The following is a 15,874-nucleotide window of genomic DNA, read 5'->3' as shown; positions in this document are numbered from 1 at the left end:
AGTAGCTACAGTGATAGTAAATGATTGTTCAATTTCCTATTTTGCTGATACAAATGATTGAAATTGAATAGACAACCTCTACTGATCTTAGCTATATGTTTTATTCTTGGAATTTTTTTTCAGGATAATTTTCTATTAGAAAAAGAATACATCTATGGTGTAGCTATTGTTGTTCTCGGTATATTAATTTCCATATTTTTTACTACCTATTTTTTATACAGAACCAAGGTAATTCTGCTTGGAGTAATGTTTTTTGGTTTGGGAGTGATTCTTCATTTTTATAATAAAGTTTATCAAAAGGCTAATATTGCTGTGAATAAAAAAGAAATAGTTGTTTTTAAAATATCCCAGAAGCTCAATTCAACAGAAAAATATAAAAAATATGAAGGAATAGCAGAGGTCGGAAAAAACAGTTTTAATTCAATTTTTTATATTCCGGCAGATCATAAAGAACTCGATTTTAAGCATTATTACAAAGCTGAATCGTATATAACGAAACCTGTATCACCTCAATATACTTACCAATTTAATTATGCTCGATATTTGAAACGTAAAAATATTGATTGTCAGATTTTTATTTCAAATGAAATTTCCGTAGCAAAACAAAGCGTGCTGGATTTTAGAAATAAGCTCAGACAAAATAGATTGAATGTTCTCTGGAAAATTGATAATGCAGAGATGACAGCAAAAACCAGGGAGTTTTTAAAAGGAATTATTCTTGCCGACAGAACTGAGATGGATGCTGATACTTTAAAAGATTTTAACAGGGCGGGCTTGATTCATTTTCTGGCTATTTCAGGAACTCATATTGTTGTTATTTTCGGGATTTTTTACTTTTTGATGATTCGGTTTATTCCTTTGAGGTTTAGAAAATATTCAGTTGTTTTGAGTTTAAGCTTTATTTGGTTATTTGCTTTATTCATTGGATTCGGAAACTCAGTTCTAAGGTCTTGTATAATGCTGACGGTGTATTTCATATTTGTTTTGCTTCAACGGAAGCCTGATTTACTTCATTCTTTAGCACTGTCTGCATTTATTATTCTGATCTTAGATACCCAGCAGCTTTTTGATGTAGGATTTCAGTTAAGTTTTGTTGCTGTATTGGGGATTTTCTGGCTTAACCAACCTCTTCTGAAATATTTTCCAAAACAGGATAATTATTTTAAAAAGCTGATTTTTAATACCGTTACCATATCCTTGTCTGCACAGCTGGCAACACTCCCTTTGGTATTGTATTATTTTCATCAGTTTTCTTTGATTTCAATCATTGCCAATTTTATTATTGTTCCTTTTTCTGAAATGATCATCGTATTTTCATTTCTAATGACTGTTTTAATTGGTTTTGGACTGGATTTTAATTGGATAGATGCAGTTTATGATTTTGTTATTCAGGTTCTTTTAAAAGTTATTCATTGGTTTGCTGAGGTAGATTTTTTATTTATTGAAAATATTCCGATGAATCTCACAGAAGTAATTTCTATATCTGTGGTTGTTTATTTTCTGAGAGGAATGATTTTAAAATTTAACTTCAAAAATTCAATGAATTTGACAATCGCAGTTTTTATGTTTTTTATGATAAGAGTTGGATGTAATGTGATTGAAAATCAGAAAGAAGAAGTGTTGTTTCATACGTTTAATAAACAGAAGGTATTCTCTATTAAAAAAGGAAATGCGGTGTGTTTTTGGATCTCGGATATTGCAGACAGGGAAAAGATTGTACGGTTTATTGTTATGCCGTATTGTTCCTCAAGAAGAGTGGATTATTTTGAAATAAAAATGATTCCCAAGTCTATGCAAAAAATGGTTTTTCAAGGTAAGGCTTATGATCTGAAATAATGATTTTCAAATTTTTGACTTTCCTTTATCTATAACGTGTAAAGCTCTTATTTAGAAAGATTACAAACTGTCTAATTGTGAGATTTCTCACTTTTCGATATTGTTAACATTTCTTAATTTTGTGGGAAATTCAAATTTAAACTTATATGGCAGGTTTAACGAGTTCTACGATAGGTAGAAAATACGCTATGGCATTATCAGCTATGTTTTTGCTGATTTTTCTTATACTGCATTTGACAACCAATTTGTTATCAGTCCTGAACAGGGATGCTTTCAATACAGCATCTGAGTTTATGGGCTATAATCCTTTTGTGCAGTTCTTAATGCAGCCTATTCTTGGTTTTGCAGTAATTTTCCATTTTGCAATGGGATTTGTATTGGAGATCAAGAATAATAAAGCGCGTCCAGTAAAGTATGCATCAAACAATGCTGCTGTAAACTCTTCATGGATGTCCAGAAATATGATTATTTCAGGGGCAGTTGTGTTGGCTTTCCTGGCGCTTCACTTATATGATTTCTGGTTACATGAAATCAACTATAAGTATGTAGAGGGAATAGCTCCTGATTCAGAACGTTTCTGGCCAGAGCTTCATGAGAAGTTTGCTGACCTTTGGAGAGTCGCTTTATATGTGATCTCTTTTGTACTATTGGGCTTACACTTAGCTCACGGATTCCAGTCTTCATTCCAATCTATTGGAGCAAGACATCCAAAGTATACGCCAGTGATTAAAGCTTTCGGAAAATGGTATTCTATCCTTATTCCGGCAGGATTTATCATCGTGGCAGTTTATCATTTTATAACTCAATAATATCAATATACTAGTATGAGTAAATTAGATTCAAGAATTCCAGCGGGTCCTCTTAAAGACAAGTGGAAAAATCATAAAGACCATATGAACCTTGTTGCACCAAACAACAGAGATAAGATTGATATTATTGTTGTAGGTACAGGTTTGGCAGGAGGTTCTGCTGCAGCTACTTTAGCTGAGCAAGGATACAACGTAAAAGCGTTCTGCTACCAGGATTCTCCTAGAAGAGCTCACTCTATTGCAGCTCAGGGAGGTATTAACGCAGCTAAGAATTACCAGGGAGATGGTGACTCTACATACAGATTGTTCTACGATACCATCAAAGGTGGTGACTATAGAGCAAGAGAGGCAAACGTTTACAGATTAGCTGAAGTTTCTGCAAATATTATTGACCAGTGTGTTTCTCAGGGAGTTCCTTTCGGTAGAGATTACGGAGGTCAGCTAGATAACCGTTCATTTGGTGGGGTTCAGGTAAAAAGAACATTCTACGCAAAAGGACAAACAGGACAACAGTTACTATTAGGGGCATATTCTTCAATGAGCCGTCAGATCGGTAAAGGAAGAATCAAGATGTACAACCGTCATGAAATGCTTGACCTTGTAATTGTTGACGGAAAAGCAAGAGGAATTATTGCTAGAAACCTTGTAACAGGTGAAATCGAAAGACACTCTGCACACGCAGTAGTTATCGCTTCAGGAGGATACGGAAACGTATATTTCCTTTCTACCAACGCAATGGGATCTAACGTTTCTGCGGCTTGGAAAATTCACAAAAAAGGTGCTTACTTCGCAAACCCTTGCTACGTACAGATTCACCCTACTTGTATTCCGGTTCACGGAACTCAGCAGTCTAAACTGACTTTGATGTCTGAATCATTAAGAAACTCAGGAAGAATCTGGGTTCCTAAAAAGATTGAAGATTCAGTAGCGATCAGAGAAGGTAAATTAAGACCTGAAAACATTAAAGAAGAAGATAGAGATTACTATTTAGAAAGAAGATATCCTGCATTCGGTAACCTTGTACCGAGAGACGTTGCTTCAAGGGCAGCTAAAGAAAGATGTGATGCTGGATACGGAATCGAAAATAATGATACTCAGGAAGGGGTTTACCTGGATTTCTCTACAGAGATCATGAAAAAGGGTAAAGAAGCCGCTATCGAAAAACATATTCACAATCCTACAGATCAGCAAATCTATGACCTTGGTAAGAGCTGGGTTGAGGAGAAATACGGTAACTTATTCGTAATGTACGAAAAGATTACTGCTGATGATCCTTACAAAACTCCAATGAAGATTTATCCTGCAGTTCACTATACAATGGGTGGTGTATGGGTTGATTATAACCTTCAGTCTACAATTCCGGGATGTTTCGTAATCGGTGAAGCTAACTTCTCTGATCACGGAGCGAACAGACTTGGAGCATCTGCATTGATGCAAGGTCTTGCAGACGGATATTTCGTACTTCCTTACACGATTGCAGATTACCTTTCTGCCGATATCAGAACAGGAGCAATTCCTACGAACTCAGCAGCGTTTGACGAAGCTGAAAAAGGAATTAAAGATAAAGTTGATTTCTTCATCAATAATAAAGGAACTCATTCAGTAGACCACTTCCACAAGAAACTAGGACACATTATGTGGAATAAGGTAGGTATGGGTAGAACTCCAGAAGGATTAAAAGAAGCTATCAAAGAAATCGAAGAAGTAAGAAACGATTTCTGGAAAAATGTAAAAGTTCCTGGAGAGGGAGATGGAATGAACACTGAGCTTGAAAAGGCATTCAGAGTGGCAGACTTCCTTGAATTAGGACAATTAATGGCTATCGATGCACTTAACAGAGAAGAGTCTTGTGGTGGACACTTCCGTTGGGACCACGCAACTCCAGATGGAGAAGCGGAAAGAGACGACGTAAACTTCAAATACGTTGGAGCTTGGGAATATCAGGGACCGGATATCAACGCAGAAGTGTTGCATAAAGAAGAACTGATCTACGAGAACATCGAGGTTAAAACTAGAAGTTATAAATAATCTCCAACCTATAAATATAACATTATGAGTGCAAAAAAAGGCTTACATCTTACGCTGAAAATTTGGAGACAAAAAAATAGTAAAACTAAAGGTCAGTTTGAGACCTACAAAATATCAGATGTATCTACAGATTCTTCATTCTTGGAGATGTTGGATATACTGAACGAAAATTTAATTAACGAAGGAAAAGAACCTATCGCTTTCGATCACGACTGTCGTGAAGGAATCTGTGGTATGTGTTCTCTTTACATCAATGGTAGAGCTCATGGTCCTGATACAGGTATTACTACTTGTCAGCTTCACATGAGAATGTTTAAAGATGGTGAGACGATCGTTATTGAACCTTGGAGAAGTGCTGCTTTCCCTGTTATTAAAGACTTAATGGTAGACAGAAGCGCATTCGACAGAGTAATGGCTGCTGGTGGTTTCATTTCTGTAAACACTTCAGGAAATACATTGGATGCTAACGCAATTCCGGTTCCTAAAGAAGATGCAGACAAAGCAATGGATGCAGCTGCTTGTATCGGATGTGGAGCGTGTGTAGCGACATGTAAAAACGGTTCTGCAATGCTATTCGTAGGAGCTAAGGTTTCTCAGTATGCATTACTTCCACAAGGTAGAGTAGAAGCTAAGAGAAGAGTTCTGAACATGGTGAAAGCTATGGATGAAGAAGGATTCGGTAACTGTTCAAATACAGGTGCTTGTGAAATAGAGTGCCCTAAAGGTATTTCTCTTGAAAATATCGCAAGAATGAACAGAGAATACATGGCTGCTCTTGTAGATCAAGGATAGAATTGATTCCAAATACATAAAAAACGCCTCCATTTTGGAGGCGTTTTTTGTTGAGATAAATGAGAAGTTGTTAAAGTTTGTTAACTTATTATCAGACTTTATGCTTTCTTTATTTAATAAGTATATATTTGAGGGCTCTTGAACTGTATTGGGTGTTTGTATTTCAGTTATCTTTTTAGCATTGAAAAATTGATAAATGATTTGATTGAATGTCCCTTTTCATCGGCGTAATAAAATTTTTAAAAAAAATAATCACTGTGAATTAAGAAACGCTAAAAAGCGTATTTTTGTGTAATATTAAAATTGAAATGAAAAAATATCTTTTATTGTTTATCATCGCGGTTTTCGTGATGTCTTGTTCAAAAAAAGTAGAGGTAAAAGGAAAAATTACTGGAGGCTCACCATTAGAAAGAATTGAATTTGTAGAAGCCTCAGGAGTAGGAACCCTGCCTTTAATTAATATAGGTGTAGATAAAGATGGTAATTTTTCAGGAAGCTTTGATGCTCCTAAAGATGGAATGTATGTGATCAATTATGCTAACAAGCAGAACCTAATTTATCTTGAAAAAGGACAAAAAATTAATATTTCCGGTAACGGAGCTACTTTCCCGAATGAATATTTGATTACTGGTGATGCTAAAAACAACAATGATTTCCTTACAGCAAGTCAGAAGTTTTTAGGTGACTATGGAAATAAAATTAATTTAGGACAGCTAATGGCTGGTGATGAAGCTGCATTTGTAAAAGGGATGCGTAAAGTAGAAGCAGATATCAACAAAAGTGTAGAAGATCTTGCAAAGAAGCATAACCCAAGCAAAAGCCTTTTAGAGTGGAAGAAGAATGACACAAAAGTAACTATTCTTAATCTACTTGCTAACTATGAAATGTCTCATGGACCAATGGCTGGAAATCCAGCTTATAAGGCTTCTAAAGCTTTAACAGATTATCAGGCTCAATTAGATAGCGATAAAGAATCAATGGTGAAGACAATCCCATTATACAGACAGTATCTGCTTGTAAAAATGACTCCTGATTTCCAAAAATATGCTGAAGCGAACAGCAAAGGAAAAACTGATATTACAACTTCAGAAATGTTTGCTAAATATTTAGGAACTAAAAAAGATCTTTCTCAGACAGCAAAAGATTACCTTTTAGCATTTGTAATGGCTCAGGCTGATATTCACCCAAAAACTTCGGCTCAGAATATTGATAAAATCAAAAAATTAATTGATACAGACATCAAGGATGCTACTATTAAAAGTGATCTTTTAAAGATGCAGGTAGCAATTACCGGTCTTAAAATTGGTGAAGCGGCTCCTGAAGCTTCTTTAGTAAAGCAAGATGGTAAAGCTTACAAGCTTTCTGAAAACAAAGGAAAACCTTATATGTTATTTTTCTATGCATCATGGAATCCATACATTGGTGAGGCTACTGTTCCTGTGTTGAAAGAAGTAGTGAACTTCTACAAATCTAAAATGAACTTTGTATTTGTAAATGTAGACGATACTAAAGATCAGTTTACAAAAACAAGCAATTCTTTATTGAAAGGAATTCAGGGGGTAAATGTTTACGGAGAAGGAGGTATGGAATCTGATATTGCTAAAAAATATGGTGTATATGGATTTAAATTACCTTGTTTTGTAATCATTGACAAAGATGGTAAGATTGCTAGTAGATCTTTTGTGAATCTTGGAGAACAGGAATTGGTAACAATTTTAGACAAATTAACAGGTCTTTCTGCACCAAAAGTTGATCCGGCAATGCAACCACAACTGCAAATTGACCCAACAGCTCCACAGCCTGCAGGACCTCAACCAGCTCAAGCGAAATAATAAACTTTAATATAGATCAGAACCTTATCCTCGGATAAGGTTTTTTTTTATTGTATTTTTGCAAAATGAAACTTTTCAAGTTTCGATTAGAAAAATAGAAAATTTTAGAATGAGCAGAAAGAATAAGAAAAATTTAGTTCTTGAAAATATAAAACTTTTGACTGCCGGAGCAAAAGGAGTGGCTATCGGTAAAACTGAAGATGGTAAAACTGTATTGGTTTCCGGGGCAATACCTGGTGATCTGGTAAATGTAAGAGTTAAAAAAGCAAAGTCGAAATATTATGAAGGAGAAGCGGTAGAGGTTTTAGAAAAATCTCCTTTTAGAGCTGAACCTAAATGTGTTCATTTTGGAACTTGCGGAGGATGCAAGTGGCAGAATATGACTTACGAAAAGCAGCTTGATTTTAAACAGGAAGAAGTATATAACAATATCAAAAGAATTGGTGGTATTGAAGATTTCGAAACCCTTCCAATTTTAGGTTCTGAAGAACAGTATTTTTATAGAAACAAAATGGAGTTCTCTTTCTCTAATGCAAGATGGCTTACCCAATATGAAATCAGTTCAGAGGAAAACTTTGGAAGCAAAGATGCATTAGGATTCCATATTCCAGGAATGTGGAGCAAGATTTTAGATCTTAAAGAATGTTTCCTTCAGGAAGATCCATCTAATGCGATCAGACTGGCTGTAAAAGAATATGGTGTTAAAAACGGATTGGATTTCTTTGATGTAAGAAATCAGGAAGGATTCCTTAGAACCTTAATGATGAGACAAAACTCTAAAGGTGAATGGATGGTTCTTTTCCAGCTTTACAGAGAGGAGAAAGAAAACAGAGAAAAACTTTTCCAATTCTTATTAGAGAAATTCCCGCAAATCAAAACGTTAGTGTATGCCATTAATCCAAAACAAAATGATTCTATTTATGATTTGGATATTAATGTCTATCATGGTGAAGGGTATTTAATGGAAGAGATGGACGGATTGCAGTTTAAAATCGGACCAAAATCATTCTTCCAGACAAATTATAAGCAAGCATTAGAGTTATATAGAAAAACATTGGAATTTGCAGATCTGAAAGGTAATGAAGTTGTTTATGATCTGTATACAGGAACAGGAACCATTGCTCAATATGTAGCAAGAAACGCTAAGCAGGTTATTGGGATAGAATCTGTTCAGGAAGCTATTGATGCAGCCATTGCACATGCTGAATTAAATGGTCTTACCAATACAACTTTCTATTGTGGAGATATGAAAAATGTCTTTAACGATGAGTTTTTGGAAAACCATCCAAAAGCTGACGTCCTAATTACCGATCCACCAAGAGATGGTATGCACCAGAAAGTTGTAGAGCAAATTTTAAAGCTTTCTCCTGAGAAAGTCGTTTATGTAAGTTGTAATTCTGCAACGCAGGCAAGAGATCTTGCTTTAATGAAAGATCATTACACATTGGTGAAAATTTTACCTGTCGATATGTTTCCGCAAACTCACCATGTGGAAAACATTGCCTTGCTGATTAAAAAATAATTTAATTAAATTTGAATTCAAATCTTAATATGAAGTACTTTAAATTTCTCATAATGCTCTGTTTTGTCGGGATGTTCTTTTCCTGTGGCGGAGATGATGACATCTGTGAAAGCGGTGAAGGAACTCCCAGAATGAAAGTTGCTTTCAGGTCTACAGACGGTAAAGTGATGACGCTTGATTCATTGCTTGTATCTGTAGATTATGGTTCGGGAAAGGTTGAATTAGGATGGGATAAAAAAATTGAATCCAAGCTTTTTCCTTTACGAGTAGATGAATCACCTTATACGGATGTTTATTTTAAGAGATCAATTAAAGGACCTGAGTCTAAAGTAAGGATTAATTATACGACTAAAGCTACTTATGTGTCTCCGGGGTGCGGTATGAAGAAGTCTTATGAGAATTTAACCTCAGAATTAATAAATACTACTCCTGTTGTTAAATTGGAAGCAGGACAAAATCAAATAGAAAATGAAGACAAGACTAATCTATACCTTGTTTTTTAGTTTATTAGGAATAATAGGCTGGGCACAAGATAAGAAAGGAGCCGAGAAAAAGGAGCAACTGAAATACGAGCCAAACTTTATGGTAGGGCTTGATGTCCTGAATACCGGAGTAGGTTTTTTCTCAGATAGAAAATTATATCAAGGATTTATCTCTTCAAAGATAAAGGGAAATCTTCATGCAATTGCTGAAGCTGGATTTGAGAAAAATGTCTATCAAAAGAATGGTTACGATGCTAAGGCAAGCGGTCCCTTTGTGAAACTGGGGGCATTTTATATGCTTGCAAAAGATCCTGAAAACGAGTTTAATGGGTTTTATGCCGGAGGAAAGGTTGCCGGATCATTTTATAATCAGGAATATATGGCAATTCCGGTTCGTGGGTTTGGTGGAAGTAACTCTTCGGTGGCATTTCCTTCTTCTTCACAATCTTCTTTTTGGTTGGAAGGAACAATTGGAGGTAGAGTACAGCTTTTTGAATCCAATTTCTATATTGATGTAAATCTTCAGCCTCGTTATTGGGTGTATACTTCTAAGCAGGATGATATCTCTCCGATGATTATTCCTGGATTTGGAAAAAGTTCCTCAAAATTTAATATGGGCTTTGCTTGGAATATAGCTTATAAGTTTTAGATCATATAAATTAATATACTATAACCTCAGAATTTTCTGGGGTTATTTTTTTATTTAAAAATTAGTTTTTTTTATCGGAATGGAGTAGAATAAAGATTTCAATCTTATTAGTGAGAATGTAAATTGTGATATATTAAAAGTTAATGAATTATTTCTATATTAATCTTTTTAATAGGTTATTTTGAAGGGTAAATATATAAAATTATTTGGGTTGACAGTAATAATGTAAATACGGGTATGTTGTTAAAATACTACTATATTATTGCTATAAAATATAGTAGTATTTCAGAAAGTTTTAAATTCATTAAAAGATAAGAATACGTTTAAATAGTAAATAATCCTTAGGTTTTCTTTGGATTATTTTATTTTTAATTGTATGATGTGTTGATGTTTAATTTTTTCAAAAAATCATTTTAATAAATGTATTATAATGAAAAAATGATTAGATTTGTGTAATTATTAAAATATTAGCCTATGGAATGAAATTACTTTTTTACTACAGATAAACTGTAAAATAAGATGTTTCTGAATTCTATTTTAACATCTTTAAACTGAAAATACTATAATTCTTTTATTATCGTTATCATTATTAAATTAAGAAAAATATGAGTGGACTTTTACTCTGTAAAATGAGCCGGCCTTTTAAGGTGCTCATTGCATTGCTCTGTATGGTCGTCGGACTGTCCATGCAGGCACAAACAGTTACCATTGGTGCTGGGACCAGTACTCAGATCTATCCTTTAGGAACTTACTATGGGTATGAGCGATCTGCAGGACTTTATACGTCTGCAGAAATCGGTGCTTCCGGAAGTGTTCAGTCTGTTGCGTGGAATGCCACAGCAGCAGTAACTGTAAATATTCCTGTGAAAGTATATCTTAAATCTGTACCAAGTTCAACAACAGCTCTTACAGCCCAAAGCTGGCCAACTTTAACTACAGGAGCCGTTTTGGTATATGATGGAACTGTAAATAATATAACAGTTGGATGGAATACCATAGCATTACAAACTCCTTATTATTATAACGGAGCTGATAACCTTATGGTGATGGTTGAAACCAATTTTGGTGGAACTGGTGCGGGTACAGGAAGTACCGGAGGTTCTTTTACCTATTCAACTAATGCGAATAAACATTTGTATTTACAAAAAGATAGTACTCCGCCAGGAGCTACTAATAACTTAAGTCTTAATGGGCAAAGACCAAATGTTCAATTAACATTTGCCTCAGCTACTGGATGTTTACCATCGGGTGCAATAAGTTTGGGAGCAGTAACAGCGACTAATGCTGTAATTAGTTGGACAGCACCTACTCCTGCCCCTGCAATGGGTTATGAAATTTACTATAGTACAACCAATACTGCCCCAGATGCTGCAACGCCACCAACACAAACGGTTGCAACAGGGACAACAGCTACACTTTCACCTTTAACTCCTTTAAGTACATATTATGTATGGGTAAGAGCAAAATGTAGTGGAACAGAGCAAAGTATTTGGTCTGGACCAATCTCTTTCAGTACACCGGCTACATGTCCGGCAATGCCAACGGGAGGAACGTTAACAATGGGAACTTTAACGGCGACAACAGCTATATTAAACTGGACTGCCTATACTCATACACCAGCTGGTGGATTTGATATTTATTACAGTACAAGTAATACTGCTCCTACAGGTACATCTATACCTCAACAAAATGTACCCGGGGGAACAACTGCAACTCTTTCACCCCTAATTCCTAATACAACATATTATGCTTGGGTGAGAGCAAGATGTAGTGCAACAGATCAAAGTACATGGTCGGGACCAAGAAGTTTTACAACTCCTCCTACATGTATTCCTTTGACAGCTTCTACGTTAACAGTAGGAACAGTAACACAGACGAGCGCGGTTCTTAACTGGAATGCACCTACTCCTGCTCCTGCAATGGGATATGAGATTTTTTATAGTACAACAAATACACCTCCTGTGGCAGGAACACCTCCTTCTCAGGTGGTTCCAACAGGAACAACAGCAACAATCTCTCCTTTAACTACAGGAGCTACATATTACTGGTGGGTAAGAGGGGTATGTACGGCAACAGATAAAAGTGCTTGGGTAGCAGGACCTAGATTTGTTCCGGGGCAGATAGGAACTGGCGTAGGAACCTCAACTATGCTTCCTGTTAATTCTTATTATGAATATAACTACTCACAGCAACTTTATACCGCAGCTGAATTAACAGCAGCATTAGGTGGTAATACTCCTATGCAAATTACTCAGATTAAGTTTTATAATGAAACCGTTGCTTCTCCTCAATCTGCATATAATGATTGGGTAGTTTATTTAGGAAACACTACCAAAACTAGTTTTGCATCTATTACTGATTGGATCCCTGTATCTAACCTTACTCAGTCATTTGCAGGAACAATTCCTACAATGACAGCTGGAAGTTGGGTGACAATTCAGTTAGCAACACCTTTTGTATGGGACGGAGTAAGTAATCTTGTTATTGCTGTAGACGAAAACTCACCTGACTATGGAGGTAGTACTGCTTCATGGGGAGCTTATAATGCGGGGGCAAATAGAGGTATTATGTACCGTGCTGATTCAACGAATCCTGATCCTGCTAATCCTCCAAGTGCTTATAGTAGAGAATCCAATATTCCTAGGTTGTTACTTTCCGGAGTACAATTGCAAAATTGTACAACAGCACCTCCTTTAAATATTGCAGTTTCTAATGTTACAGCAAGTACTGCACTAGTTACTTGGACACCATCTTTGGGAGCTACTTATGTTCTGCAATATAGAGTTGTAGGAGCAGGTGCTTGGTCTGCACCAATTACTTTAAATACACCTGTGACTAGTAGTTATACTATTCCTAACTTGACTGATGGCACTAACTACGAAGTTCAGATTGCTACTAAATGTCAAGGTACTCAAGGTGCATTTTCTCCAAGTGTAAACTTTACAACACCAGCGTTAACATATTGTACTAATGTTCCTACAGCAACTACAGCAGATGGATATATTTCCAAAGTAGTAGTTACTCCTACAAATGGACCATTAATGGTAAGTAATTCAGGATATGACGGGTATAAAGATTATACAGCTGATCCTACAAGACAAGTAACTTTTATCAGAGGTACTGATAACAATAAAATAACTGTTACTAAGTTCTGGCCTGGTTCTTCAACCAGCTATGGTGTAGCAGTATGGATTGACCTGAACAGAAACGGAGTCTTTGAAGCTAGTGAGCAAATGATTACTTCCTCAAGTAGCACAACAACTCCTGTTTCAAACGCAACAAATACTTTCTCAATAGCACTTCCTCCGAATGCTGCAACATATACAGGAACACTTCTTACCCGTATGCGTGTGGCTATGATGAAAAGTGGAATTCCTTCATCATGCGGACCAATTGCAACTGGTGAAGTAGAAGATTATGCTGTGAAATTGATTGATCAGCCCACATGTTCTACGACACCTCCGGCTATTACTGTTTCAAACATTACAGATAAGAGTGCTACTTTCTCTTGGATAGCTGCTACAGGTGCTACATATCAGATACAATACAGAGAATTACCAGGTGGAGCTTGGCAAACGGTAAATCCGGTACCTGCTCCAGGTAACGTTTATACTGTACCAGCTACACCTCCTTTAAAAGAGCAGACTCAATATGAAGTGAGAATCTCTGTAAAATGTACAGGTAGCTTTGGATCATGGTCTACACCTACACCATTTACAACTTTACCATTACAGTATTGCCCGGTAACAGGTAGTGGTGATAATGACCATATTTCTAATGTAACAATTACTTCTGCTAACCTTGGAACACCTCCAATGAGTAATAATACAGGACAGAATAACTACACAAGTTATACAACTCCTGCGACACTTATTACTTTGGATGCGGGATCTCAGAACAATAAGATTTCTGTAGCAAAAGGATGGAACGGATCCACAGGTAATGATGCTGTTGCAGCATGGATAGATTTTAACAGAGATGGAGTATTTGATAATGCAACAGAAAGAATTCTTGGTATTGCAGGAAGTACAGTTACACCGGTTTCGGCGCAATTTAACGTTCCTACAAATGCATATACAGGTCCTTATACTACTACGATGAGAGTTGTACTAAAACGTTCATCATCTATTCCTACGGCATGTGCAAATGCTATTGATGGAGAAGTAGAAGACTATGCAGTAAGAATCAGAACATGTGGTACAACGATTCCAAATGCACCTACATTCCCTCTTGCAACGCTTACTCACAATTCTGTAGATGTTGTTCTTAGTGGTGCTACTACTTATCGTGTACAATACAGAAAATTAGGAGATCTTACATGGATAGATTTATATACAGCTACATCTCCGCTTACAATCAGTGGATTGGAATCTGCTACCACTTATGAAGTTCAGGTTTCAGCAGTTTGTGGAGGAGCACTTGGTACTCCTACAGCAATTAAGACATTCACAACGAGATGTGATCCTACGCCTCCAAATGTGACTGTAAGTAGTATAACTCCAACGACAGCCTTAATTACTTGGTCACCACTTGCAGCAAGTTCTACTTACACATTGAGATGGAGAAAGGTAGGAGTGACTGGATGGCCAAATGCAGATATCGCTTTACCAGCATCTCCAGCCAATACTTATGTATTAGGAAGTGTGGTTCCTTTAGAGCCATATACCACCTATGAGGTAATGATTGCCAATCAGTGTAATGGAGATCCTGATTTAAATCCATTCTCTAATCCTAAAGTATTTACAACGGAAAGAATCTGCCAGATTGCACCTCCGGGCTTGACAATTACTCAATTGTTGCCAACAATGGCAGAGATCAAATGGGATCCTTTCCCGGGAGCAACCTATGTTCTTAGATACAGAAAAGTAGGTATTCCAAGCTGGACAGAAGTACAAACCCCTGTAAATACTGTTATATTGAACGGTCTTACAGAAATGACTAAATACGAAATGCAGGTAGTTAATATCTGTAGCGGAACACCAGGGAATTATACCCCACCTTACTACTTTACAACGCCAACAGTAATTTACTGTAAAGTGGCATCAGGAAGTTCTACCGGGGAACATATTTCTAAAGTAACCGTTATTCCGAATGGCAAGCCAAAAATGGAAAATGCTTCAGGAGCATCAACGTATACAGACTATACAGGAGTTCCTGCCACATTTATCGAATTGATTCAGGGATCAACAGATAACGAAATCATCATTGATAAAAAATGGACAGGAAATACATACAATGAAGGAGTCTCAGTTTGGATCGACTTCAACAGAAATGGAGAGTTTGATATCAACGAGAAGATCTTTACTTCATCACCAAATAGAGACAGTCCGGTATCAGGTAAGTTCAATGTACCTTCGGATGCATTTGTAAGTATGACAGATTACAAATATGTAGTAATGAGAGTTGCAATGGAAAGAGATGGCGTTCCTGTAAGTTGTACAAACTTCAATAACGGAGAAGTGGAAGACTATACAGTAAGAATTTCCAAAAAAGGAGTTCCTAACCCACTTGATCAGACGGATATCATGATCTATCCAAACCCTGTAAGCTCAATATTGTATGTTAAGAATATCAGCAAGAAAGCGAAGTATAAAATTTACAATGCCGCAGGACAGGTTATCGGAGAGGGTATCTTACTTAATAACCAGATCAATGTAAGCAGATTGATAAATGGTGTTTATGTAATCGATATTGATGATAACGGTAATACCGTTCAGAAGAAGTTTATCAAAGAATAATAGATAGACTTTCATATAGAATAAGCCTCCAGAAATGGAGGCTTATTTTTTTGTTGTAATAATTTTAAAGATAAATCTACATATGTTGAAATTTTTACTAAAATCACTTTTTATTATTTACTTTTTCAATTTATATGATGGTTTGTTAGTGATTTTTCATGCAATCGACTGTTTTGTGTTGTATTT

General features: G+C 36.1%; 9 protein-coding genes. All 9 read left to right on the top strand.

Features of this window, described 5'->3' with window-relative positions; all coding sequences use genetic code 11:
• Positions 1–63: 63 nt before the first annotated feature.
• The 9 genes from BBI01_RS14100 to BBI01_RS14060 all read left to right on the top strand — a co-directional run bounded on the left by BBI01_RS14100 (position 64) and on the right by BBI01_RS14060 (position 15,688).
• Complete coding sequence (locus BBI01_RS14100; protein WP_228394011.1) at positions 64–1,836, top strand: ComEC/Rec2 family competence protein; 1,773 nt, start codon at positions 64–66, stop codon at positions 1,834–1,836.
• 146 nt (positions 1,837–1,982) lie between these two features.
• Complete coding sequence (locus tag BBI01_RS14095) at positions 1,983–2,645, top strand: succinate dehydrogenase cytochrome b subunit (RefSeq protein ID WP_065395285.1); 663 nt, start codon at positions 1,983–1,985, stop codon at positions 2,643–2,645.
• Positions 2,646–2,660: 15 nt separating this feature from the next.
• Positions 2,661–4,673 carry a fumarate reductase/succinate dehydrogenase flavoprotein subunit gene (locus tag BBI01_RS14090; protein ID WP_065395284.1) on the top strand — a complete coding sequence of 671 codons (2,013 nt, stop codon included), beginning with the start codon at positions 2,661–2,663 and terminating at the stop codon, positions 4,671–4,673.
• Positions 4,674–4,697: 24 nt separating this feature from the next.
• Positions 4,698–5,465, top strand: coding sequence for a succinate dehydrogenase/fumarate reductase iron-sulfur subunit (locus BBI01_RS14085; RefSeq protein ID WP_065395283.1), 768 nt, complete (start codon positions 4,698–4,700; stop codon positions 5,463–5,465).
• 308 nt (positions 5,466–5,773) lie between these two features.
• The gene (locus tag BBI01_RS14080) at positions 5,774–7,297 is read left to right on the top strand and encodes a TlpA family protein disulfide reductase (RefSeq protein ID WP_065395282.1); all 1,524 of its coding nucleotides are present in this window, start codon (positions 5,774–5,776) and stop codon (positions 7,295–7,297) included.
• A gap of 109 nt (positions 7,298–7,406) precedes the next feature.
• Complete coding sequence (gene rlmD / locus BBI01_RS14075; RefSeq protein ID WP_065395281.1) at positions 7,407–8,819, top strand: 23S rRNA (uracil(1939)-C(5))-methyltransferase RlmD; 1,413 nt, start codon at positions 7,407–7,409, stop codon at positions 8,817–8,819.
• Positions 8,820–8,872: 53 nt separating this feature from the next.
• Positions 8,873–9,322: a DUF6452 family protein gene (locus BBI01_RS14070; protein WP_228394010.1), complete on the top strand. Its 450-nt coding sequence runs from the start codon at positions 8,873–8,875 to the stop codon at positions 9,320–9,322.
• The gene (locus BBI01_RS14065) at positions 9,288–9,950 is read left to right on the top strand and encodes a DUF6048 family protein (RefSeq protein ID WP_065395279.1); all 663 of its coding nucleotides are present in this window, start codon (positions 9,288–9,290) and stop codon (positions 9,948–9,950) included. The genes BBI01_RS14070 and BBI01_RS14065 overlap by 35 nt, the downstream gene beginning before the upstream one ends.
• Before the next feature lie 668 nt (positions 9,951–10,618).
• On the top strand, positions 10,619–15,688 hold the full coding sequence (locus BBI01_RS14060) for a fibronectin type III domain-containing protein (RefSeq protein ID WP_165602252.1): 5,070 nt from the start codon (positions 10,619–10,621) through the stop codon (positions 15,686–15,688).
• Positions 15,689–15,874 lie beyond the last annotated feature (186 nt).

It is taken from the genome of Chryseobacterium artocarpi (genome assembly GCF_001684975.1).
Lineage (GTDB): Bacteria > Bacteroidota > Bacteroidia > Flavobacteriales > Weeksellaceae > Chryseobacterium > Chryseobacterium artocarpi.
Note: the sequence above shows the minus strand (reverse complement) of the source record. Positions and strands in the feature narration are given on the sequence as shown.

Excerpts from the sequence above, each read along its gene's own strand:
- BBI01_RS14070 (WP_228394010.1), top strand. The coding sequence starts at position 8,873 with ATGCTCTGTTTTGTCGGGATGTTCTTTTCCTGTGGCGGAGATGATGAC.
- BBI01_RS14090 (WP_065395284.1), top strand. The coding sequence starts at position 2,661 with ATGAGTAAATTAGATTCAAGAATTCCAGCGGGTCCTCTTAAAGACAAG.
- rlmD (WP_065395281.1), top strand. The coding sequence starts at position 7,407 with ATGAGCAGAAAGAATAAGAAAAATTTAGTTCTTGAAAATATAAAACTT.
- BBI01_RS14085 (WP_065395283.1), top strand. The coding sequence starts at position 4,698 with ATGAGTGCAAAAAAAGGCTTACATCTTACGCTGAAAATTTGGAGACAA.
- BBI01_RS14095 (WP_065395285.1), top strand. The coding sequence starts at position 1,983 with ATGGCAGGTTTAACGAGTTCTACGATAGGTAGAAAATACGCTATGGCA.
- BBI01_RS14080 (WP_065395282.1), top strand. The coding sequence starts at position 5,774 with ATGAAAAAATATCTTTTATTGTTTATCATCGCGGTTTTCGTGATGTCT.
- BBI01_RS14060 (WP_165602252.1), top strand. The coding sequence starts at position 10,619 with ATGGTCGTCGGACTGTCCATGCAGGCACAAACAGTTACCATTGGTGCT.
- BBI01_RS14065 (WP_065395279.1), top strand. The coding sequence starts at position 9,288 with ATGAAGACAAGACTAATCTATACCTTGTTTTTTAGTTTATTAGGAATA.